Here is a 21,654-nt window from a genome sequence, read left to right as displayed (position 1 = left end):
ATTTGTTCATCTGCCGGAAAGCCGCCTGTTAGGTGCCTGCACCAAGACTGCGCTGATTCGAAATGGGAGGTTTCCGGCATGCTCGGGCTGGTCAAGACTGCATTGCTCAAGCCGTACACGTTCATCGTGTTGGCGATTTTCATCTGTATCGTCGGGCCAATGGCGGCCCTCAAGACGCCCACTGACGTGTTCCCCGAAATCGGCATCCCGGTGGTCGCTGTGGTCTGGCAATACGCCGGGCTGTCGCCGGACGCCATGGCGGGACGGGTGATCTACACCTACGAGCGCTCGCTCAGCACCACGGTCAACGACATCGAACACATCGAGTCGCAGTCGCTGCCGGGCATGGGCATCGTCAAGATCTTCTTCCAGCCGGGCGTCGACATCCGCACCGCCAACGCGCAGGTGACAGCGGTGTCACAAACCGTGCTCAAGCAGATGCCGGCCGGTATCACCCCGCCGCTGATCCTCAACTACAGCGCCTCCACCGTGCCGATCCTGCAGATGGCGTTTTCCAGCCCGACGCTTTCGGAGGCGCGGATTCGCGACCTGGTGCAGAACAGTATTCGCCTGCCGCTCAGCGCCGTACCGGGCCTGGCGATGCCGACGCCCATGGGTGGCAAACAACGGCAGATCACCCTGGACCTTGACCCGCAGGCGCTGGCCGCCAAGGGCTTGTCCGCGCAGGACGTCGGCAATGCGCTGGCCGCCGGCAACCAGATCATTCCGGTGGGCACGGCAAAGATGGGCAGCGACGAATACACCGTGCTACTGAACAACAGCCCCAAAGCCATCGACGAACTCAACGACCTGCCGATCAAGACCGTGGACGGTGCGCTGATCACCATCGGTCAAGTGGCCCACGTGCGTGACGGATCGCCCCCGCAGACCAACATCGTGCGGGTCGATGGCCGTCGCGCGGTGCTGATGCCGGCGCTGAAGAACGGCAACATTTCGACCCTGTCGATCGTCGACAACATCCGCAACATGCTGCCGCTGATCAACGAAACCCTGCCGCCGGAACTGAAAACCTCGCTGCTGGGTGATGCCTCGGTGTTCGTCAAGGAGTCGGTAGGCAGCGTCGCCCGCGAAGGCATCATTGCCGCGCTGCTGACCAGCGTGATGATTCTGCTGTTCCTCGGCAGCTGGCGCTCGACGGTGATCATTGCCGCCTCCATCCCCCTTGCCGTGCTATCGGCCATTGCGCTGCTTGCGGTCAGCGGCCAGACCCTCAACGTCATGACCCTCGGCGGGCTGGCGCTGGCGGTCGGGATTCTGGTGGACGACGCCACGGTGACCATCGAGAACATCAACTGGCACCTGGAACAAGGCAAGGCGGTCAAGGACGCGATCATGGACGGCGCCCGGCAGATCGTCGGCCCGGCGTTCGTCTCGCTGCTGTGCATCTGCATCGTCTTCGTGCCGATGTTCATGCTGCAAGGCATTGCCGGTTACCTGTTTCGCCCCATGGCGCTGGCGGTGATCTTCGCCATGGGCAGCTCGTTCCTGCTGTCGCGCACACTGGTGCCGACGCTGGCGATGTTCCTGCTCAAGCCCCATGTGCTGGAAACCGGCCCCGGTCATCACCCGCAGGATGCGTTCATCAATCACCACGAGGGCGATCAGCAGGGTCGTCAGCGCAACTTCGTTCTGCGCGGCCTGCTGAGCTTTCAGCAAGGCTTCGAGCATCGCTTTTCGGCCATCCGTGATCTGTACCATGGCCTGCTGGGGCTGGCCCTGCACCATCGCAAATCGTTCCTGCTGGGTTTTCTGGCTTGCGTACTGGCCAGTTTCGCGCTGCTGCCAAGCCTGGGTGAGGACTTCTTCCCCGCCACTGACGCCGGTGCGTTGTCGATGCATGTGCGCCTGCCGCTGGGCACCCGCATCGAAGAGAGTGCTGCGGCCTTCGACCGCATCGAGCAGCGTATCCGCCAGATCATTCCGGCCAATGAACTGGACACTGTGATTGACAACATCGGCATCCCGCTCAGCGGCATCGACATGGCCTACAGCAGCAGCGGCACCATCGGCCCGCAGGACGGTGACATCCAGGTGACCCTCAAGCCCGATCATGCGCCGACCGCCGACTACGTCAAACGCTTGCGCGAAGCCTTGCCGCAGAGTTTCCCCGGCAGCCAGTTCGCCTTCATACCGGCAGACATCAGCAGCCAGATTCTCAACTTCGGCGCACCTGCCCCGCTGGACCTGAAGGTCTCCGGTCCCAACGGCGAAGCCAACCAGGCCTATGCCCTGGAGCTGCAACGCCGGCTGCAACACATTCCCGGTATCGCCGATCTGCGCATCCAGCAGTCCACCGGCTACCCCTCGCTGCAAGTGGACGTGGACCGCCTGCGCGCCAAGCAACTGGGCATCACTGAAAAAGACGTGACCACCAGCCTCGGCGCCTCACTGGCCGGCACCTCGCAAGTGGCGCCGACCTATTGGCTGAACCCGAAAAACGGCGTGTCCTATTCAGTGGTCGCCGCCACCCCGCAATACCGCCTGGACAGCCTGCCGACCCTTGAAGCCCTGCCGATCACCGGCAGCGAGGGTCAATCGCAGATCCTCGGCGGCCTTGCCACCATCAAGCGGGTCGACAGCCCGGCGGTGGTCACCCACTACAACATCCAGCCGACCCTGGACCTGTTCGCCAACGTGCAGGGCCGTGACCTGGGCGGCGTCGCCAAAGACGTGCAGAACGTCATCGACGAAACGGCGCATCTGCGGCCCAAAGGCGCGACCGTCAGCCTGCACGGTCAGGTCGATGCCCTGCACGAAGCCTTCAGCGGCCTGAGCCTGGGCCTGCTCGGCGCGGTGGTCCTCATCTACTTGCTGATCGTGGTGAACTTCCAGTCGTGGACCGACCCGTTCGTGATCATCACCGCCCTGCCCGCGGCCCTGGCCGGGATCGTCTGGATGCTGTTCCTCAGTGGCACCTCGTTATCGGTGCCGGCCTTGACCGGGGCGATCCTGTGCATGGGCGTGGCGACCGCCAACTCGATTCTGGTGGTGAGCTTCTGTCGCGAGCGCCTGGCCGAACATGGCGACGCCCTGCTGGCCGCAATGGAGGCCGGCTACACGCGCTTCCGTCCGGTGTGCATGACCGCCCTGGCGATGATCATCGGCATGCTGCCGCTGGCCATTTCCCAGGAACAGAACGCCCCGCTCGGCCGCGCCGTGATCGGTGGGCTGATCCTGGCGACCACCGCCACCCTGCTGTTCGTGCCGGTGGTGTTCAGCCTCGTGCACCGTCGTTCGCAACCCCGTTGTGTAAACCCCAACACCGCCACCCAAGCCCGCGCTACCGATGGAGAAACACCCCATGTCGTCTGAAAACGCCCCTTCGCGCAAACGCCTGATGCTGACCGGCATCGGCGGTCTGACCCTGGCGGCGCTGCTGGTCGCCAACGGCCTGGCGGCGCGCACGCGTCATGATCATCAAGTGGCCGCGTGGACCGAAAGCCAGGCGGTGCCCGTGGTCAGCGTGGTGTCCCCTGCGCAAAACGCCCAGGGCGATACGCTGCAACTGCCCGCGCGGCTTGAGGCCTGGAGCAAGGCGGCGATCAACGCCCGGGTCAGTGGTTATCTGAAAGACTGGAGCGCGGACATCGGCGCTCAGGTCCAGGCCGGTCAGGTGCTCGCCCATATCGACAGCCCGGAAATGGACCAGCAACTGGCGCAGACCCGTGCCCATCTGGCCCAGCAGCAGGCCACCGCGCGCATCGCCCAGACCACCGCCCAGCGCTGGCAACATTTGTTGGCCACGCATTCGGTGTCGCAACAGGAGGTGGATGAAAAACGCTCGACCGCTACCGCCGCGAAGGCCGACGTGCAGGCTGCCGAGGCGGACTATCAACGCCTGGTGGACCTCTCCGCCTACAAGACCATTCGAGCCCCCTTCAGCGGCACCATCATCGCCCGCAACACCGACATCGGTCAGCTGATCAAGGCCGATGACGGCGGTGTTGCTCCGCTGTTCAGCATGGCCGACACCCACCGCCTGCGTCTCTACGTGCCGGTGCCACAGAACTACGCCAGCGTGATCCACCCGGGCATGCAGGTGCAGTTGAGCGTCCCCGAGCATCCGGGCAAGACCTACAGCGCGCGGCTGATGGGCGACTCCACCGCGGTCGATCCGCGCTCCGGCACGCTGCTCGCACAATTCGTCGCCGACAACCCGGACGGCTCGCTACTACCCGGTGACTACGCCGACGCCACTTTGCCGGTCGCCGCTGGCGGACAGGGCGTGAGCATCCCCGCCAGTGCGCTGATCTTTCGCGCCAAAGGCACCCAGGTGGCGACCCTGGACAGCGCAGGTCACGTGCACCTGCGCACTATCCATATCGCCATGGACCTGGGCGACCGGCTGGTGGTCGATCAGGGCTTGCAGGTCGCAGACAAGGTGATCGACAACCCGCCCGACGCCTTGCGCGAGAACGATCCGGTGCAGCTGGCTGACGCTGGAGGTGAGCATGCGCCCAAGGCTTGAACGTCTGGCCCCCGCCATTGCCATCGCCCTTGCCATCAGCCTGCAGGGCTGCTCGCTGGCACCGACCTATCACACACCGAACGTGCCGTTGCCTGAGCACTACAAGGAACAGGCCGGGGTCGACTCCAAAGCATGGCATCCGGCGCAACCGGCCGATCAGCTCAAGGCGCCATGGTGGCAGCTGTTTGAGGACAAACAGCTGGACGACCTGCAACAGCGACTGCTCGCCGCCAACCCGGACCTGGCAGCGGCCCTGGCCCACTACGACGCCTCCCAGGCCTATGCCAGCCAGTTGCACGCCGGGTTGTTTGCGCAAGTCGGCGCCAGTCTCAGCCCGCTGCGCCAGCGTCAATCGGACCGCAAGCCATTGCGCGGCTCCAGCCAGCCTTCGGTGTACAACAGTGACACCGCCGGGTTCAGCCTGAGTTTCGACCCCGACCTGTGGGGCAGGATCCGCAATCAGGTGGCCGCCGGTGACGCCCAGGCTCAGGCCTCGGCGGATGATCTGGCGGTCGCGCGGCTGAGCCTGCAAAAACAGCTGGCGACCCTGTATGTGCAGGCCCGCGGCCTGGATGCCCAGAGCCGGATTCTCAAGACGTCGCTGGATGACTACAGCCAGGCCCTGCAACTGACCCGTGATCGCTATGAGGGCAAGATCGCCTCGGAACTGGACCTGACCCGGGCCCAGAGCCAGTTGGCCGAAGCCCAGGCACAACTGGACGACGTGAAGGCCCAGAGCGACCTCAGCGAACACGCCATCGCCGAACTGATCGGCGTGCTGCCCAGCGACTTTGCGCTGGTGCATGACGCCGACCCGCTGAGCGTGCCCAGTCTCCCGCAGGCGCTACCTGGCAGGCTGTTGCAGCAACGCCCTGACATTGCTGCGGCAGAGCGTCGGGTGTTCGCCGCCAACGCCAATATCGGCGTGGCCAAGGCTGCCTGGTATCCAGACTTCAGCCTGACTGGCCTGCTAGGTGGCCAGACTCAAGGCAGTGGCAATCTGCTCGCTGCCGCCAACCGCTACTGGGCGCTGGGACCGCTGATCAACCTGCCGATCTTCGACGGCGGGCGGCGCAGTGCCAATGAGCGCCAGGCCAGGGCCGAGTTCGAAGAAGCGGCCGCGCAGTACCACAGCCAGGTCCTCAGGGCGGTGCGTGAGGTCGAAGACAATCTGGGGCAGATACAGGATTTGCAACGCGAGTCAGCCGATCAGCAAGCCGCCGTCGACGCTGCGCAAAGCGCCGAGCGCATGGCCATGAGCAGCTATGAAGCAGGCGCGGTGAACTACCTTGAGGTGGTCACCGCGCAGACCACGGCGCTGCAGGCGCAACGCCGTTTGCAGGAAGTGGACACCAGCCGTTTGCAGGCCCATGTCGGGTTGCTGGTGGCCTTGGGCGGGGGCTGGAAATCCGCATCCTGACCTGATCAACCGGCGCTTTGACCGGGAGCCGTCATAACGCGACCTGCCGGCGGTGACGGCCTCACCATCGCCACCGCCGGCAAGCCGGACGGCTACAGGGTTGGAGCAATCACCGATCCGCCAGCGCCTTGGGCACGCTCCACACCAACAACGCTCCCAGGATCAGGAACGCTGCCACAGCATACAAGCCGGTATCGGTGTGCCCAGTGAAGGTATTGAGTGCGCCGACCATGTACGGTGAAACGAAACCGGCCAGGTTACCCATGCAGTTGATCCCGGCAATCGCCGCCGCTGCCGAAACACCGGCCAGGAACGCCGAAGGAATGCCCCAGAACAGCGACAGCGCAGACAGCACGCCTGCCGTGGCGACACACAGGGCCAACACCACCAGCACCGGGTTGGCACCCACCAGCGGACAGGCGATGAACCCCAGCGCGCCAATCAGCAAAGCGCCAGAGAAATGCTGCCGACGCTTGGCCGAACGGTCTGCGGTCATGCCCGAGAGGATGATGGCCGGCAGCGCGACCAGATACGGAATGGCCGAAACCCAGCCGACATTGGCGATGTCCTGAATACCCGATTGCTTGATCAGCGAGGGCAGCCAGAAACTGATGCCGTAGAGGCCGATGATCTGGCAGAAATACACCGCCGTCAGCTTCCAGATATTGCGGTCCTTCATGAAGCTGCCAACGCTGGCGTGCTGGGTCTTGACCGCGTTCTCGCGTTCCAGATCACTGTGGATCTGCTGCTTCTGTTCATCGCTGAGCCATTTGGCCTTGGCCGGTTTATCCACCATCAGGAACAGCACGGCGATCCCGGCGAGGAACGACGGAATGGCTTCGAGCAGGAACAGCCATTGCCAGTTGGCCATGATCGGCGAGTCTTTCATCTGCGCCATGATGATTCCGGAAATCGGCCCGCCTATCACCCCCGCCAGCGGAATGGCGATGTAATACAAGCCCAGCGACAGCCCGCGTTTCTTCGACGGAAACCAGTACGTCAGGTACAGCATGATGCCCGGTGAAAAACCGGCTTCAGCGACGCCCAGCAAAAATCGCGCGATGTAGAAATGCATTGGCGTTTGCACGAACAGCATCGCCGCGGAAATGATCGCCCAGGTAATCATGATCCTGGCGATCCACACCCGGGCGCCGACCCGGTGCAGAATCAGGTTGCTCGGCACTTCGAAAAAGAAGTAACCGATAAAGAACACCCCGGCCCCGAAGCCGTACACCGCATCGCTCAAACCCAGATCGGACATCATCTGCAGTTTGGCGAAGCCGACGTTGACCCGGTCCAGGTAGGCGGTGAGGTAGCAGAAGATGATGAACGGCATGATTCGCCAGGCGATCTTGCGGTACACGTCGCCACGTGTTCCTGCCTGGCTGGTCGTCCCACTGACGACGGCGTCGCTGATGTTCGGCATACGTACCTCTTCTTTTGTGAAGATCTTGTTATTGTTGGCCGGCCCTGGCGGCGCCCCGTTCAGCACTGGCTGAACAGGGGTAGCCGACACGGGCCAGAGTGCAGCGCCTGCCGATTAACGCAATGTCGCCTGGAACACCTCCTCCATCTCCTTGCGCACCCGTACTGCCTGAATCGAAAGGTCGGCGGTGACGTCGCTCCAGCGTACCGGCTGCCCCGCCGCCACCGGGCGAGTCAGGGTCACCCCGTGGGCCAGCCCGATCGGCAAACCGCCCATTGCCAGTGAGTCGACAGCAGGCATCAGCTTGCCGTACACCCGATGTCCGCCCTCGCCGTCCAGCCGTTCGCCCGCCTGCAAATCACGCTTGGCGGTCGCCACCACGTCGCCTCGGAACCCGTTGGTGGCGCCCGTGGCCCGACCGAGCAGCGCAGCCTGGGCCACCGAAATGCCCAGCTCCAGTCCGATCATGTGGTAAGGCCGGTACAGTGACGCATACTCGCCGGTAGGGTCGGTGCGTACGCCGTATTGCGAAAAGCAGTCGCGCACATAATCGCTATGGCCCTTGAAGGTGACATACACACCCCAGCGCAGGTCGCGATAGACCGGACGCTCGTCGCGTTCCAGCGAAGAAATGACTTCTACGGTCCCTGAGTGAGAAAGAATGCCGCCGACCTCCCGTGGCCGCAGCAAAGTCGGCAGATCGTCGACCCCGCAAGGGGGAAACGCCAGGCCGGTAGCCGCCGGGGTCAAGCCTGTGGCGTTGGACACCGCAGCCATTTCAAGCGCGGACTTGGTGCCGTCCAGAAACGAGTTGAACATCTGCGCGTTGAAATCGCCGGACCCGACCTGTTCCTCGGTGAAACCGTAGTAACCCCAGACGGTATCAGGGGTAGAGGTATGGTACGCGGGCAGGTATTTGGTGCCTTTACCTGCGCAGACCACCTCGAAACCCGAGGTTCTGGCCCAGTCCACCAACTCAACGATCAACGCCGGTTGATCGCCGTAAGCCATGGTATAGACGATGCCGGCTTCGGCCGCTTTTTTCGCCAGTAGCGGACCGGCCAATACGTCGGCTTCGACGTTGACCATAATGATGTGCTTGCGGTGCTCGCAGCACAGCATGGCATGTTTGATGCCCGCGGCGGGGCTGCCCGTGGCGTCGATGATGACGTCGACCTGACCATTGGAGATCAGCGCCTGGGCGTCATCCTGAATGTAGGTGGTGCTGTTGCGTACCGCATCGTCGAAGGAGCGGGCGGCATATTGCTCGGCGCTCCAGCCGACCCGTTGCAATGCGTTGCGGGCGCGCTCCGGTGACAGGTCGGCAATGCCGATCAGGTGAATCCCCGGTGTGCGGCGTGCCTGGGAGAGATACATCGAGCCGAATTTGCCGGCGCCGATCAGGCCGACACGAATCGGCTTGCCGTCTGCCTGCCGCTGTTGCAGTTGATCGATCAACATCATGAGGGTGCATCCTCTTTATTGTTTTTTTGAACAATGAGCGGCTGGTGATCCGACTTCGATTGCTGCCGGTGCGTTGAGCCGCCCTCGCCACCGTTTGTGGTGATTGGAATCTAGCATTAGTATTTCTGCGGATGAATGAGGCTTTTCTCACTACCGGATGTGCAAAAAACCACATGGACGCTTTCAACTGGAACGACTTGCAAACCTTTCTGGCCATCGCCCGCACCGGACGCCTGACCGTTGCCGCACAGCGCCTGAACCTAGATCACTCGACCCTGAGCCGGCGCCTGGCGAGCCTGGAAGAGGCGCTGGGGGTCAAGCTGTTTGATCGCCGTGCGACGGGGTACACCCTGACTCAGGAGGGTGAGGCGCTGATGTCTGAGGCTGAATCGATCGAGAGCATCAGCCTGCGCTTGCAGACGCGGCTGCAGGACGCCCAGCACAGCGTGTCCGGAACCCTGCGCATTGGCACCCCGGAAGGTTTCGGCACCTGGTTTCTGGCCGAACGGCTGCCACGGCTGATCGCCGACCACCCGTTGCTGGAGATCGAACTGGTGGCCAATCCCCGCAATTTCAGCCTGTCCAAGCGTGAGGCCGACCTGTCCATTGCGATGTCCCGACCGGATCACGGGCGGGTTCACGCCCGCAAGCTGGTGGACTACGAACTGGGGATCTACGCCTCGCAGCACTACCTGGCGCAACACGGCAGCCCTGACTCAGTGACACAGCTGGCGCAGCACAAGTGGGTGGGCTATGTAGAAGACCTGATGTGGACGCCGGAGCTGAACTACTTTCATGGGCAGCTACCCAGCGTGCACCCGCAAGTGCGCATCTCCAACGTGATCTCCCAGCTGGCGGCGGTGCGCAGTGGAGTCGGACTGGGGATCCTGCCGTGCTTCATGGCCCGCAACGAAGCCGGGCTGCGCCATGTGCTGCCCAGTCAGAAAATTCACCGTACCTACTGGATCATCACCCACGCCGACACCAACGAACTGGCGCGCGTGAAGGTCATGCAGCGTTTCCTGGAGAAAGAGGTGGCGCGCGACCCGTGGTTCTGGAAGATCTGAAAACCCTCGGATTCTGTAGCAGCACGGCTTGCCGACGGCGTCCATGGAATCGCGGCGGTCGGCAAGCCGGACTGCTACAGGGGTTGCGTTTTGGCCTGTGGGCTTGGTGTCAGGCCTCAGCCTGCGCAAAATCGAACAACACCTGCGGCGCTTCGATCAACATCGAGCGCATGAGCTGCGCCGAGCAGTCCAGCGCCTGCAATTGCTCGACGACAGTGGCGTAACTGACGCGTTTTTCGTGCTGGGTGTGCGGCCAGTCGCTGCCCCAGACCAGACGTTGCGCGCCAAAGCTCTGCACCAGTAACGGCAACGCGGCGCGGGCGAAATCGAGGTTTTCCGGTGCGTTGCCTTCCAGTCGATAAATGCCCGAGACTTTCAGCCATAGCTGACCGCTCAGGGCCAGCTCCAGCATGTCGCGAAAACCTGGCTGATCGAGGCCCAGTCGTGCATCCGGACGGCCGAAATGATCGATCACCAGCTTCACGCCAAACGGCATCAAACCTCGTACCAGAGCGGGAATGTCCGCAACCTGTCGATGCAGTTCGACATGCCAGTCCAGCTCGGCGATGTGGCCGAACAACACGGCCCATTGCGGTTCGGAAAAATCCGGCAGCGCCTTGCCCATGAGGTTCAGGCGAATGCCGACCACGCCCAGACGATCCATTTCGGCCAGCTGCGCACGGCTGATGTCGCGCTCGACCACGACCACCCCGCGCAGCCGTTCGGGCGCCTGTTTCAGCGCATCCAACAGGTAGCTGTTATCGCTGCCCAGAAAGCTCGGCTGCACCAGGACCCCATGGCTCAGACCATGGCGCTGCAAGTTGTCCTGGTAGATCGCCAGCGTCGCGTCGTAGTCGGGTGAATAGCGTCTTGCCGATGTCAGATCCAGCTCCCTGCTGAATACGTGTGCGTGGCCGTCGATGCCAAGAATCGACGTAGGGAAGGTATCGGACATGGATCTCATCTATCAAAGAAAGCGCGGTGCCTGGTGACTGAAAACCAGGCCACCGCGCAGAAGGAATATCAGGCACTGGCGGTCTGGTTGTGGCCGCCCGCTCCTTGGTCGGCAGCGCTGGCTTCCAGGCTGCGGCCGCGGGTTTCCGGCAGGCACAGGGCGGCGATCACGGCCACACCGTAGGCGATACCGGCATCGATGCCGATCGCCGAGCCCAGCGACATCGACTCGCTCATGTGACCCACCAGGAACGGGAACACCGAGGACAGTACGCGCCCGAAGTTGTAGCAAAAACCCACCCCTGCCCCGCGCACGTCGGCCGGGTACAACTCGTTGAACAGCGCACCGAGACTGGCCGGAATGCCGGCAGCGAAGAAGCCCAGCGGGAAGCCCAGGAACAGCATCTGAGTGTTGGTCAGTGGCAGGAACACGTAGCACTGCACGGTGATCACACAGCAAAGGGCGAACAGCACGATGTTCATCCGCCGACCGATACGGTCGATCAAAAAACCACTGGCCACGCAGCCGCACCAGAAGGCGACGATGATCACCGCCAGGTAGCCGCCGGAGTTGAGCACCGAGAGGTTGCGCTCGGTCTTCAGGAAGGTCGGCAGCCAGGTCATCACCGCGTGATAACCGCCGTGAGCGCCCAGGCCCAGCAGCCCGCCGAGCAGGGTCACGCGGATCAGTTCGGGGCGGAAAATACCGGCCAGGGATTTGAAGAAGCTCTGTGGGATCGCGTTGTCTTTCTGCAGGCGCTGGAAGCTGTCCGGCTCCTCGACGTTACGGCGCACCCAGATGATCAGGAACGATGGCAGCAGACCCACCAGGAACATCACGCGCCAGGCCATGTCCTGCGGCACGAACGAATAGATCAGCGCAAAGACGCCCACCGCCAGGCCCCAGCCCACGGCCCAGGCGCTCTGCACAGTGCCCATGACCTTGCCGCGGAATTTCGGGTTGATGGTTTCGGCCATCAGCACCGCGCCTGCGGCCCACTCGCCACCGATGCCGAAGCCTTGCAAGGCCTTGACGATCAACAGCGAGCTGAAGCCGGTGACGAAGGCCGAAATGAAGGTAAACACCGAGAACCAGAGGATCATCCATTGCAGGGTGCGCACGCGACCATAGCGGTCCGACAGCGTGCCGCCGACCCAGCCGCCGAGGGCGGAAGTGATCAGGGTCACGCCGCTGATCAGGCCTGCGTCGCCCTTGCTCAGGGCGAATGCGGCAATCAGCGCCGGAATGGCCAGACCGAACATCTGGACTTCAAGGGCGTCCAGCGACCATCCGCCGAAACAGGCCCAGAACGTCTTGCGCTCCCGAGGAGTGACTTGGCGATACCAGTTGAACATGGTTCTTGTCCTTATGCAGGTGAAGCGGCAGTTATTGTTGAGCCCGTTCTCGATGACAGGCCTGGCGCAAAACTTTCCTGTAGCAGTACGGCCGGGCGGCGTTCCGCTTGCCGGCGTTCGATCTCAGGACCGCTAGCGCCGGCACGCCGCACTGCTACAAAACATGGGGGAGCTTTCGACCTAGCGGATGTCGACGCTGTAACGGAAGTGGCTGGCGTGCCCGCGCGAGCGACGCCATTCCAGGGGCTGGCCGGCGTAGTTGCGGGCCAGGCGCTCGATCACCACCACCGGGCTGTTGGCCGGCACCTGCAGCAGGCGCGCGTGCACCTCGCTGATGGCTTCGGCGGTCAGGGTTTCTTCGGCGTAGGCGACGACCTGGCCGCACAGCTCTTCGTAGATCGGATACAGCAGCGGGCCATGTCTGCCCAGATCGGTTTCCAGCAGGGTCTGGAACTGCACTTGCGGCAGCCAGATTTCTTCGGCCAGCACCGGTTGGGCGTCCAGTAGACGCAGGCGAATCATGCGAATCACCGGGGCATCCAGCGGTAGCCCCAATGCCTGGGACACCGCAGAGGGCGCGGTCACCGGTTCAATGGACAGAATCCGGCTTTCGGGCACCTGACGCTCGCCCGAGACACTCTGGAAACGGAAGAAACGGAACAGCGAGGACTGGAACTGCGGACGACGGATGAACGTGCCCCGCCCTTGCTGACGTTCCAGAATGTTTTCGCTGACCAGCATGTCAATGGCCTTGCGCACCGTGCCGGTGGACAGGCAGTACTCGCTGGACAAGGCGGCTTCGGTAGGAATCGCCTCACCCGGACGCCATCGGTTGTTGGCGATCTGTTCGGCCAGTTGATCACGCAGACGTTGATAGAGCGGCAGGCGGACATCACTCGATAGGCTATTCATGGCGGCGCTTCGCTGTTGTATTTATGTAGTCATCTATATGAATCTGAGCGAAGTATTGTCTCGTTACATTTAATCGTCAAGGCCAGGCAGTGATGCCGTCGGATGAGCGGCGTGATGATTGCGCCTCTGTAGGAGTGAGCTTGCTCGCGATGGCGGTCTTTCTCTAACGACGATGGCAACTGATACAACGCCATCGCGAGCAGGCTCGCTCCTACACGGGGTTCGGCACGCGATTAATGCACTGCAGCCTTGTGCGCAGACGCAACGCCGACAATATGCTCCACCACATACTGTGCATCCTGTGCCACGCCCGAGAACCGCCCTGAACCCCAGGTGTACAACCAGGGCAAGCCAAGGAAATACAGGCCTGCCTGAGCGGTCACGCCACGCTCATGCCCCGGATGCCCACGGCCGTTGAATACGGGTGCCTCGACCCAGGTGAAGTCTGGGGTAAAACCGATGCACCAGATGATGCTGGTGATGCCCTGCTCCAGCAGATTCAGCTCACCGCGCTCTTGCCCCGGCGTCCACAGCGGCTCATAAGGCTCGCCAGCCGGCGCTTCGATGCCGTGCTCGGCGATGTATTTGTCGATGGAGCCGTTGATGCGGTTGTACACCGCATCGGCGCTGTCGAGGCTGGCGCCCAGATTGCCGGAGAACTGCAGCACCTCACCTTGCAAGCCTTCCAGGCGTCCGAACAGCTCCATGCCTTCAAGGGCGAATTTGCGCAGATCGATGTCACGCCCGCCATCGCGTCCGGTGACGTAATGGTTGGTGTTGTCGCGCACCCCTTCACGCAGCGGGTGAGTGTCGACCCCAATGCGGTAGTAACCCATTTCAGCCAGCCACTCGACCACGTCCTTGCCGCGATAAAAACGCGCGCAACGCGGTGCATCGCCAACCGCCAGGTACACCTTGCGCCCGGCCAGGTGCAGGTCTTCAGCGATCTGCGCGCCGGACTGGCCGGAGCCGACCACCAGTACGTGACCCTCGGGCAAGGCCTGCGGATTGCGGTATTGCTCGGAATGAATCTGCATGATGCCAGCGGGCAGACGCTCGGCCAGGCGCGGAATGATCGGCGTGTGATAACCGCCCGAGGCGCAGATCACCTGGTCGGCGCTGAACTCACCCTGGCAGGTGTGTACATCGAACCCGCCTGCCGCGCGCGGCACCACGCGTTTGACCGCGACGCCCTCACGTACCGGCGCATTGACCGCTTTGACGAACCCGGCGAGGTAGTCGTTGATCTCATCCTTCTTCATGAAACCATGCGCATCCTTGCCGCCGTGCTCTTCGCTGTAGCGATACCCCGGCAGCGCGCATTGCCAGTTCGGCGTGACCAGGCTGAAGGCGTCCCAGCGTTGCCGGCGCCAGGTGTGGGTCAGGCTGTGCTTCTCCAGCAGCAGGTGATCGATGCCCTGTTGCTGCAGGTAGTAACTGGCCGACAACCCGGCCTGCCCGCCGCCGACGACGATCACGCTGTGGTGAGGGGGCTTGATGGAAGTGAGTGAACCAGGCATGTGTGGTCTCCGCAGGTGCGTTTAGGGCTTGGAATGAATATCTGGAGGAGTGGGCTTGCTCGCGATGACCTCGTGCCGGCCGACACCGTCATCACACCTGGAGCGCAATCGCGAGCAAGCTCACGGCTACAAGGGCACGATTGGCTCGTGGATCAAAACGAACTCCACCCGGCCCCGGTCACCCGGCCGCCGCCTTCGGTGCGCATGCTCAGGACCTCCACCTGCCCGTCCGCAAGAACAGAGGCCTGGCCCTTGAGCATGCTGAGGGTGTCCATGGCCGAGCTGCAGTAGAAGCCCTTGACCTGCCTGACCCGCTCGGATGCGTTGTTCAGGCCGCCTTCGATGCGCTGCAGAAAATCCGCCAGCGGATAGCTCGCACCTTCCTGCAAATGCTCGTAGATCACAGTCGAGGGCGAATAACCGGCGGCCTCTTTGCCGTTGGGCCAGCGGATCTTGAAATTGACGGCGGGCATGTCAGTGCTCCTTGTGTGCAGACAACGGGGAAAGATCGAGATGGGAGTAACCGAAGCCGGTGAACGGCTGTTCCTTGAGGTTCCAGAAGGTGTGGCGTTGAAGGCCGTGCTGAACGCTGAGTTCGGCGCTGTCGGTGACCTGGCCAATGCGTTCACAGCGCACCCCCTCGAAGGCGAAAGCCGCCTGCACGTTGGTCCAGTCGGCCTCCTCCAGGGTCATCAGAAAGCCGTAGCTGGGGAACACTTGCAGCCAGCGCGTCAGATCGGAATCGTCCCAGACGTCGACTGGACGCGGCATTTGCTGCAAGTCGATCTCGGCGCCACAGCCGGTGGTTTCCAGCAGCATCAACAGACTGCCCAGCACCCCGGCATTGCTGATGTCCTTGGCGGCGTGCAGCAGTTGGGCTTCGGCCAGGCGCGGCAGGACTTCAAGCTTGCTGCGCAGACGCCCGGCGGGCACGCCTTCGAACGCTTTCCAGTAGGTGCTGTCGGCATGCCAGCCACCTTCCAGATCCACCGCCATGGCGATCACCTGGCCGGGTCTGACATGCAGGGTCGACAGCAGCTTGCTGGCGATGCCGGTGATCGCCACCGCCAACGCAGTCGGGTTGTGCTCGGCAAGGCTGGTGTGACCGCCCGCCAGCATCAAGCCATAGGCGTGGCAGGCGGCGACAATGCCGGCGAGGATTTCCTGCGCCGCAGCGTCGTCGTGATGCCAGTAGGCGTTGACCACCGCCGTTGCGCGGCCGCCCATGGCGGTAATGTCGCTGACGTTGGCCATCACCGCCGACCAACCGGCGAACCACGGCGCGGCATTGACGAAACCGGGCAACATGCCTTCGATCGCCAGCAGCTGGAAGTGATCGCCGCAGGCAATGGCTGCCGTGTCGTCGCCGGGTAACGCATAGAGTTCGGCACGCGTCAGCGGCCTGGCGGCCCCGCCGAGCGCTCGCGCCGGTTGCTGGATCGCCTGCTTGGAGCGCATCGCCGGTGTGTTGCGCAGCACGTTGAGCAGCGTCGGCAAATCCACTGAATCATTCATGGCGAGCCACCTTGAGCGCACGCAGCGAGACTTGTCGCGGCATCAACGGGTAACTCGCCAGGTCCGCCTGCATCAGGCAATGGGGCTGACCGAGCAGCTGCAGATGCTGGAGGGTCTGCCATTGCAGGCCGTGGAAATACCCCTCGTTGGGCGCCTGCACCGTGGCATGAAACGTGTGGCAGCCCAGATCCCTGGCCCGTGACACCGCCTCGTTGACCAGCGCCTTGCCGATCATGCTGTGCCGACGATAGGCCTGGGCCACGCACAAGCGGCCGCCAAACCACAGGCCCGGCTCGGGTTGATAAATGCGCACGGCACCCACCACCTGATCGGCCATGCCGCAACTGCCGGCCAGCGCAACGATGGCGATAGCCTGGAAGTCATGGCTGTCCTTGTCCTGAGGCAGCAGGTGTTGCTCATCGGAAAACACCGCGCGACGCAAGGCGAAGTAAGCCTGTTTCTCCCAGTTTTCCGTGGCCGGCTTGACCACCAGTTCACCGGCACGAAAGGGTTCGAAGGTGCTGTCGACGAGGGCAAAGGCCAGGTTGTGCATGATCGGTCTCCCATGTGGCGCAAGGTCGTGTCGCGGTTATTCGTGGTTTTTCAGCGCAGAGCAGGCGCCGCACTTGGCGCAGCCGGCGTTGATGTTTTCCGAATGCAGCCCGTGACGACGCAGGCTGGCGCCGATCTGCGGATACAAGCGGGCCATCATCGCGCTGTCGGGTTTGGGGTGATGGGCCAGCGGTGTGCCGTCGATGGGCACGAACGGCACCACGAACGGGTACACGCCCATGGCACTCAGGCGCTCGCTCATGTCGGTGATCGCGCGTTCACTGTCGCCAAGGCCGGCCAGGATGTAGGTGCTGACCTGACCACGCCCGAAGACCTTCACCGCCGCCTCGAAGGCTTCGAAATAGCGCCTCAACGGCACCTCGGCCTTACCGGGCATGATCCGCTGACGCACCTGTTCGGTGACCGCTTCCAGGTGCATGCCCAGCGACACCACGCCGCTGTCGGCCAGACGCTGGAACCAGCGATCGTCATCCGGCGGCTCGCACTGCGCCTGAATCGGCAAATCCACCGCGGCAGTCACGGCGGCGGCCGATTCACACAGAATCGCTGCGCCGCGATCCGAGGTCTGCGGGGTGCCGGTGGTCATCACCATGTGCTTGACGCCGTCCAGTTCCACTGCAGCCTTGGCCACCTCGGCCAACTGCTGCGGACGTTTGCGGGCGATGGTCTTGCCCGCCGCCAGCGACTGGCCGATGGCGCAGAACTGGCAGGAGGTGGCGCGATCGTTGAAGCGAATGCAGTGCTGCAACACGGTGGTGGCCAGCACGTCGGCGCTGTGCAGGGTGGCGATCTTCCAGTAGGGAATACCCTCGGCGGTGCTGAGGCTGTAAAAGTTCGGCACGCCCGGCATCTTCACCTGACCGACCTGCAGCCCTTCACGGAAGATCAGCGCCTGGCTGCCATCGGCAGTGGGCTGCGCCTGATACGGCGAGTTCTGCGAGGCCTGATTGAGGATCGGCACCATCATGGTTCGGCCGCCGAAGGTCAGCGCCTTGTGGTCCGAAGGCCCGGCACCGCCCTGGCGCGACAGGCCATTTTGCGCAGCCGGCCAGCGCACGCCGTGGCATTGCAATTCGGCCAGCAGTTCATGGGTTTGCATGGTCGATGTCCTCGCCAGTGGTGCTCATGTGAGGGACGGCCAGGTGATGCGCGGCGCGCTCGTGGACCTTGGCCGTCGGGGTACGGTCAATCAGCAGGCTGAGCAACTCGGGGCGGCTGTAGTGCCCGACTGAATCCATCATGCGTTTGCGCTTGTCGATCAACTTCAGATCCAGATCTGCGATCACCCAGCCCTCGCCCTGGCGCAGCGGCTCGCCGAGCAACTTGCCCTCGGGCGAGACGATCGCCGTGAAGCAACCGCCGGAAATCGGCCCCAGGGCGCAGCCGGTGTCGTGCATGATCTGGCCCTGCTGATCGGCATCCAGCCAGGCCGTCGCGTTGACCACGAAGCAGCCGGATTCCAGGGCGTGATGGCGGATGGTGACTTCGATCTGTTCGGCGAAGATGTCGCCCACCAGTGAACCGGGGAACATCGCCACGTGGATCTGCTCGCCGTCCGCCATCAGGGCGTAGCGGGCCAGCGGGTTGTAATGCTCCCAGCAGGCCAGCGAGCCGATGCGGCCCACGGCGCTGTCGACGGCGCGCAGGCCGGAACCGTCGCCCTGCCCCCAGACCATGCGCTCGTGGTAGGTCGGGGTGATCTTGCGCCGGTGCTGGATCAGCGTGCCATCGGCGTCGAACAACAATTGGGCGTTGTAGATCGTGCCGCCTTCGCGCTCATTGACGCCGATGGAGGCGACGATGCCCGCTTCACGGCAGGCCTCGCCGATCTGCCGGGTTACCTCGGAGGGCACGGTGACCGATTGTTCCAGTAGTTGCAGGTGTTCCTTGCCCATCGCGAAGGGCGGCTGGACGAACGAAAAATAGGGGTAGTACGGCACCACGGTTTCCGGGAAAACCGCAAACTGCACACCCTCGCGACCCAGCGCAAGCAGCGTGTCGCACAGCTTGGCGACAGTGCCCTGGCGGGAGTACAGCACGGGGCTGAACTGAACGGCGGCGGCGCGGATGGTGGTCATGGGCTGGTCCTGATCGTTCGGATAAAGCATTGGGTGCTGACGTCGAGCGGTCCCACGGTCGCCGTGGGATGCCGTCGCAAGCGCTCTGCGCCGGTTCGGCAGACGCGGAGCGTCTCGGGATGCATTCCCACGCAGAGCGTGGGAACGATCATTGCGTCAATGCGGTGCTGACCGCCGGATCAGGCCGTCCAGGTATCGATGATCATCGCGCCCTCACGGCGCATCAGCAGGCGCAGGTCCATCACGTCCAGCGGGTTGATCGGGCGGATACCTTCGATCAGGGCTTTTTCGGTCTGGCCGTACAGCGCCTGCAGAGCAAAGCGGCAGGCGTAGACTTCGCCGCCTTCGGCCATGAACGCTTTAATCTGGTTGTTCACAGCCAGGTGACCGGGAAACGCTTCGGCGCCCAGGGTCGGAAAACCACGCTGTACCCCCAACTGCACGCCCGGCCCGTACAGCAGCACCTTGGTTTCGAAACCCTTGCGCAGCAGACGCTTGGCCTGAAGCATGTTGACCAGGCCGATCGACCCCTCGAACGCGATGGTGTGGAAGGTCAGCAGGGCTTTTTCGCCAGGCTCGGCTTTGACGTCCTCGAAGACCTTCTCTTCGTAATTGACCAGGAAGTCGCCGTCTTGATAGTGGTTGATCTCTACGCTTGGCATGTCGTCGCTCCGTTCGTTCAGGTGTTGGCGGTGTTCTGGATCGTTCACCGGGTGACACAAGAGGTAGAGCGAACGCCGTGCCAGAAAATAAAAACCGTTTTGATAGCGGCTTAACTGCTTGATATCACGCAAGATCGCTATCTGATCCGCTTTTTAACCAACATTCTGATGCTTTCGGGAAACCACGTATTCCCGTAGAAATACGAATATTCGTAGCGGCACATCACGAGATTTCGTAAATCATGAACGAGCCAGACTCGCTGATCGGCTGGGCCGACCTTGCCTACTCCTCGCGGCATATGGTGTTCGAGCACTGCGCCGAAGCGATTGCCTTGCTCGACCCGTATAGCGACCACTTCGGCGACCTCAACATCGCTACCTGCAAGCTGCTCGGCTATCCGCGTCAGGACCTGCTGGAGCTGCCGGTGAGCAAACTGTTCGGCCACCAGTTGGCAGACCTGATCGTGTTCACCCAGGCGGTGATGGATAAAGGCCGGGGCTGGACCGACGATTTGAGCTGCAACATCAGGACCGGCGAGCGCATCGAGCTGGAAATCTCCGCCACGCTGTTGCAGATCAAAGGCCGTGCCCAGCTGATTCTGGTAATGCGTGAAGCCAGCCAGCAGAAGTACCAGCAGGATCAGGCGCACACCGAGCGCACCATGCGCGGCGGGCTGATCGAATGGCGCAACATCCTCAACCTGTTTCAAGAGTCGGAGCGCGACAACCAGTTACTGCTCAGCTCCGTCGGCGACGGCATCTACGCCATCGACAGCGAGGGCCTGGCGACCTTCGTCAACCCGGCTGGCGCGCGCATGCTGGGCTGGGAAGTCAAGGACATGATCGGCAAGAACATCCACCGCATTCATCACCACAGCCATGAAGACGGCAGCCACTATCCGGTGGAGCAATGCCCGATCTACAAGGCCGTGCATGACGGCGTGGTGCATGAAGGCCGCCAGGAGGTGTTCTGGCGTCGCGATGGCAGTTTCTTCCCGGTTGAATTCACCAGTACGCCGGTGATTTCCGATGGGCGCATCGCCGGGGCGGTGGTGGTGTTTCGCGACATCACTGAACGGCGCAGCACCGAGACCCAACTGCAGACCGCGCTGGAGCAATTGAAGGTCCTCAAGCAGCGCCTGGAAGACCAGAACGCTTACCTGCAGGAAGAAATCCACATCGAACACAACTTCCGCGAGATCGTCGGCCAGAGCGCGCCGATTCTGAAGATCATCAAACAGATCGACGTGGTCGCGCCCACCGACGCCAGTGTCTTGATCAATGGCGAGTCGGGGACGGGCAAGGAACTGATCGCCCGCGCCATTCACCAGGCCAGCCGACGCAGCGCCCATCCGCTGATTCGGGTCAACTGCGCGGCGATTCCCACCGAATTGTTCGAGAGCGAATTTTTCGGCCACATCCGCGGCGCGTTTACCGGGGCGGTACGTGATCGCGTCGGCCGCTTCGAACTGGCCGATGGCGGCACCTTGTTTCTCGACGAGATCGGCGAAATCCCCCTGGAGCTGCAGAGCAAACTGCTGCGGGTGTTGCAGGAGGGCCAGTTCGAACGGGTCGGTGAAGAGCGCACGCGCAAGGTCGATGTGCGCATCATCGCCGCCACCAATCGCGACCTGCGCCAGGAGGTCGGGGCCAAACGCTTTCGGGAAGACCTGTACTTTCGCCTCAACGTCTTCCCCATCCAGTCCCCTGCCCTGCGTGATCGGCCGGTCGACATCGCGCCGCTGGCCGCGCACTTTCTCAAGCAGGTCGGCAAACGCCTGAACATGCCCGGCCGACGCCTGCGCAACAGTGACATCGAGCGGCTGCAGCACTACTCATGGCCGGGCAATATCCGCGAACTGCAGAACGTCATCGAGCGGGCGCTGATCACCTCCACTGGCGCCGACCTGAATCTCGACCTGCCGGAGGAGCCCAAGCCCCAGGACGCCACGAACAACAGCGCACTGCCCAGCGATAGTTTCCTGACCGAAACCCAGATGCGCGACCTGGAACGCAACAACATGCACGCCGCGTTGAAAGCGGCCAATGGCAAATTGTTCGGCAAAGGCGGCGCTGCGCAACTGTTGGGGGTCAAGCCCACGACCCTGGCTTCGCGATTGAAGCGCCTGGACATCGAACTGAATTGAGCGGTTCTTTATTGAAACCTGCCGGGGTCATGCAGATGCTTCGGGTTATTCACTGCTAAATCTATGGGGGT

Annotated in this window: 17 protein-coding genes; 5 read left to right on the top strand and 12 right to left on the bottom strand. The window is 62.9% G+C overall.

From position 1 onward, the window contains the following. The first annotated feature begins 78 nt into the window (after positions 1-78). The 3 genes from ACI2KS_RS09250 to ACI2KS_RS09240 are packed head-to-tail and all read left to right on the top strand — an operon-like array spanning position 79 to position 5,909. Positions 79-3,333, top strand: coding sequence for an efflux RND transporter permease subunit (locus ACI2KS_RS09250; RefSeq protein WP_404619293.1), 3,255 nt, complete (start codon positions 79-81; stop codon positions 3,331-3,333). Beyond that, entirely contained in the window at positions 3,323-4,489 is a 1,167-nt protein-coding gene (locus tag ACI2KS_RS09245; protein WP_404619291.1) for an efflux RND transporter periplasmic adaptor subunit, read from the top strand. The genes ACI2KS_RS09250 and ACI2KS_RS09245 overlap by 11 nt, the downstream gene beginning before the upstream one ends. Then, positions 4,473-5,909, top strand: a complete 1,437-nt coding sequence (locus ACI2KS_RS09240) for an efflux transporter outer membrane subunit (protein WP_404619289.1) — start codon at positions 4,473-4,475, stop codon at positions 5,907-5,909. The genes ACI2KS_RS09245 and ACI2KS_RS09240 overlap by 17 nt, the downstream gene beginning before the upstream one ends. A 109-nt stretch (positions 5,910-6,018) precedes the next feature. On the opposite strand, the gene ACI2KS_RS09235 is transcribed toward ACI2KS_RS09240, so the two are convergent. Next, positions 6,019-7,335, bottom strand: coding sequence for an MFS transporter (locus ACI2KS_RS09235; RefSeq protein WP_404619287.1), 1,317 nt, complete (start codon positions 7,333-7,335; stop codon positions 6,019-6,021). Between the two features lie 114 nt (positions 7,336-7,449). Then, positions 7,450-8,799 carry an NAD(P)H-dependent oxidoreductase gene (locus tag ACI2KS_RS09230; RefSeq protein WP_404619285.1) on the bottom strand — a complete coding sequence of 450 codons (1,350 nt, stop codon included), beginning with the start codon at positions 8,797-8,799 and terminating at the stop codon, positions 7,450-7,452. 173 nt (positions 8,800-8,972) lie between these two features. Here ACI2KS_RS09230 and ACI2KS_RS09225 point away from each other — a divergent pair, with 173 nt between their 5' ends. Beyond that, a complete protein-coding gene (locus ACI2KS_RS09225; RefSeq protein ID WP_404619283.1) occupies positions 8,973-9,866 on the top strand; it encodes a LysR family transcriptional regulator in 894 nt (297 codons plus the stop codon). Between the two features lie 109 nt (positions 9,867-9,975). Here ACI2KS_RS09225 and ACI2KS_RS09220 read toward each other — a convergent pair whose 3' ends face one another. From ACI2KS_RS09220 to ACI2KS_RS09175, 10 genes are all read right to left on the bottom strand, one after another. Further along, a complete protein-coding gene (locus ACI2KS_RS09220) occupies positions 9,976-10,821 on the bottom strand; it encodes an amidohydrolase family protein (protein WP_404619281.1) in 846 nt (281 codons plus the stop codon). A gap of 68 nt (positions 10,822-10,889) precedes the next feature. Further along, positions 10,890-12,176: an MFS transporter gene (locus tag ACI2KS_RS09215; RefSeq protein ID WP_404619279.1), complete on the bottom strand. Its 1,287-nt coding sequence runs from the start codon at positions 12,174-12,176 to the stop codon at positions 10,890-10,892. A gap of 180 nt (positions 12,177-12,356) precedes the next feature. Next, the gene (locus tag ACI2KS_RS09210; RefSeq protein ID WP_404619277.1) at positions 12,357-13,088 is read right to left on the bottom strand and encodes a GntR family transcriptional regulator; all 732 of its coding nucleotides are present in this window, start codon (positions 13,086-13,088) and stop codon (positions 12,357-12,359) included. Positions 13,089-13,321: 233 nt separating this feature from the next. Then, positions 13,322-14,608, bottom strand: a complete 1,287-nt coding sequence (locus tag ACI2KS_RS09205; RefSeq protein WP_404619276.1) for an MSMEG_0569 family flavin-dependent oxidoreductase — start codon at positions 14,606-14,608, stop codon at positions 13,322-13,324. 152 nt (positions 14,609-14,760) lie between these two features. Continuing rightward, the gene (locus ACI2KS_RS09200; protein ID WP_404619274.1) at positions 14,761-15,081 is read right to left on the bottom strand and encodes an MSMEG_0570 family nitrogen starvation response protein; all 321 of its coding nucleotides are present in this window, start codon (positions 15,079-15,081) and stop codon (positions 14,761-14,763) included. A gap of 1 nt (position 15,082) precedes the next feature. Beyond that, a complete protein-coding gene (locus ACI2KS_RS09195; protein ID WP_404619272.1) occupies positions 15,083-16,123 on the bottom strand; it encodes a sll0787 family AIR synthase-like protein in 1,041 nt (346 codons plus the stop codon). Beyond that, positions 16,116-16,676 carry an MSMEG_0567/Sll0786 family nitrogen starvation N-acetyltransferase gene (locus ACI2KS_RS09190; RefSeq protein ID WP_404619270.1) on the bottom strand — a complete coding sequence of 187 codons (561 nt, stop codon included), beginning with the start codon at positions 16,674-16,676 and terminating at the stop codon, positions 16,116-16,118. The genes ACI2KS_RS09195 and ACI2KS_RS09190 overlap by 8 nt, the downstream gene beginning before the upstream one ends. A gap of 36 nt (positions 16,677-16,712) precedes the next feature. After that, positions 16,713-17,795 carry an MSMEG_0568 family radical SAM protein gene (locus ACI2KS_RS09185; protein ID WP_404619268.1) on the bottom strand — a complete coding sequence of 361 codons (1,083 nt, stop codon included), beginning with the start codon at positions 17,793-17,795 and terminating at the stop codon, positions 16,713-16,715. Beyond that, positions 17,782-18,774 (bottom strand): Nit6803 family nitrilase, encoded by a 993-nt coding sequence (locus ACI2KS_RS09180; RefSeq protein WP_404619266.1) that lies wholly within the window; start codon positions 18,772-18,774, stop codon positions 17,782-17,784. Before ACI2KS_RS09180 ends, ACI2KS_RS09185 begins: the two co-directional genes overlap by 14 nt. Before the next feature lie 179 nt (positions 18,775-18,953). After that, positions 18,954-19,436: an MSMEG_0572/Sll0783 family nitrogen starvation response protein gene (locus tag ACI2KS_RS09175; protein WP_404619264.1), complete on the bottom strand. Its 483-nt coding sequence runs from the start codon at positions 19,434-19,436 to the stop codon at positions 18,954-18,956. A gap of 242 nt (positions 19,437-19,678) precedes the next feature. Here ACI2KS_RS09175 and ACI2KS_RS09170 point away from each other — a divergent pair, with 242 nt between their 5' ends. Beyond that, positions 19,679-21,583, top strand: coding sequence for a sigma 54-interacting transcriptional regulator (locus ACI2KS_RS09170; RefSeq protein WP_404619262.1), 1,905 nt, complete (start codon positions 19,679-19,681; stop codon positions 21,581-21,583). The last annotated feature ends 71 nt before the right edge of the window (positions 21,584-21,654 follow it).

This window comes from Pseudomonas sp. NPDC087358 (assembly GCF_044900785.1).
Classification (GTDB): Bacteria; Pseudomonadota; Gammaproteobacteria; order Pseudomonadales; family Pseudomonadaceae; genus Aquipseudomonas.
Note: the sequence above shows the minus strand (reverse complement) of the source record. Positions and strands in the feature narration are given on the sequence as shown.

Coding starts and splice junctions, on each gene's coding strand:
- ACI2KS_RS09250 (WP_404619293.1), top strand. CDS start 79: ATGCTCGGGCTGGTCAAGACTGCATTGCTCAAGCCGTACACGTTCATC.
- ACI2KS_RS09245 (WP_404619291.1), top strand. CDS start 3,323: ATGTCGTCTGAAAACGCCCCTTCGCGCAAACGCCTGATGCTGACCGGC.
- ACI2KS_RS09240 (WP_404619289.1), top strand. CDS start 4,473: ATGCGCCCAAGGCTTGAACGTCTGGCCCCCGCCATTGCCATCGCCCTT.
- ACI2KS_RS09235 (WP_404619287.1), bottom strand. CDS start 7,335: ATGCCGAACATCAGCGACGCCGTCGTCAGTGGGACGACCAGCCAGGCA.
- ACI2KS_RS09230 (WP_404619285.1), bottom strand. CDS start 8,799: ATGATGTTGATCGATCAACTGCAACAGCGGCAGGCAGACGGCAAGCCG.
- ACI2KS_RS09225 (WP_404619283.1), top strand. CDS start 8,973: ATGGACGCTTTCAACTGGAACGACTTGCAAACCTTTCTGGCCATCGCC.
- ACI2KS_RS09220 (WP_404619281.1), bottom strand. CDS start 10,821: ATGTCCGATACCTTCCCTACGTCGATTCTTGGCATCGACGGCCACGCA.
- ACI2KS_RS09215 (WP_404619279.1), bottom strand. CDS start 12,176: ATGTTCAACTGGTATCGCCAAGTCACTCCTCGGGAGCGCAAGACGTTC.
- ACI2KS_RS09210 (WP_404619277.1), bottom strand. CDS start 13,088: ATGAATAGCCTATCGAGTGATGTCCGCCTGCCGCTCTATCAACGTCTG.
- ACI2KS_RS09205 (WP_404619276.1), bottom strand. CDS start 14,608: ATGCCTGGTTCACTCACTTCCATCAAGCCCCCTCACCACAGCGTGATC.
- ACI2KS_RS09200 (WP_404619274.1), bottom strand. CDS start 15,081: ATGCCCGCCGTCAATTTCAAGATCCGCTGGCCCAACGGCAAAGAGGCC.
- ACI2KS_RS09195 (WP_404619272.1), bottom strand. CDS start 16,123: ATGAATGATTCAGTGGATTTGCCGACGCTGCTCAACGTGCTGCGCAAC.
- ACI2KS_RS09190 (WP_404619270.1), bottom strand. CDS start 16,676: ATGCACAACCTGGCCTTTGCCCTCGTCGACAGCACCTTCGAACCCTTT.
- ACI2KS_RS09185 (WP_404619268.1), bottom strand. CDS start 17,795: ATGCAAACCCATGAACTGCTGGCCGAATTGCAATGCCACGGCGTGCGC.
- ACI2KS_RS09180 (WP_404619266.1), bottom strand. CDS start 18,774: ATGACCACCATCCGCGCCGCCGCCGTTCAGTTCAGCCCCGTGCTGTAC.
- ACI2KS_RS09175 (WP_404619264.1), bottom strand. CDS start 19,436: ATGCCAAGCGTAGAGATCAACCACTATCAAGACGGCGACTTCCTGGTC.
- ACI2KS_RS09170 (WP_404619262.1), top strand. CDS start 19,679: ATGAACGAGCCAGACTCGCTGATCGGCTGGGCCGACCTTGCCTACTCC.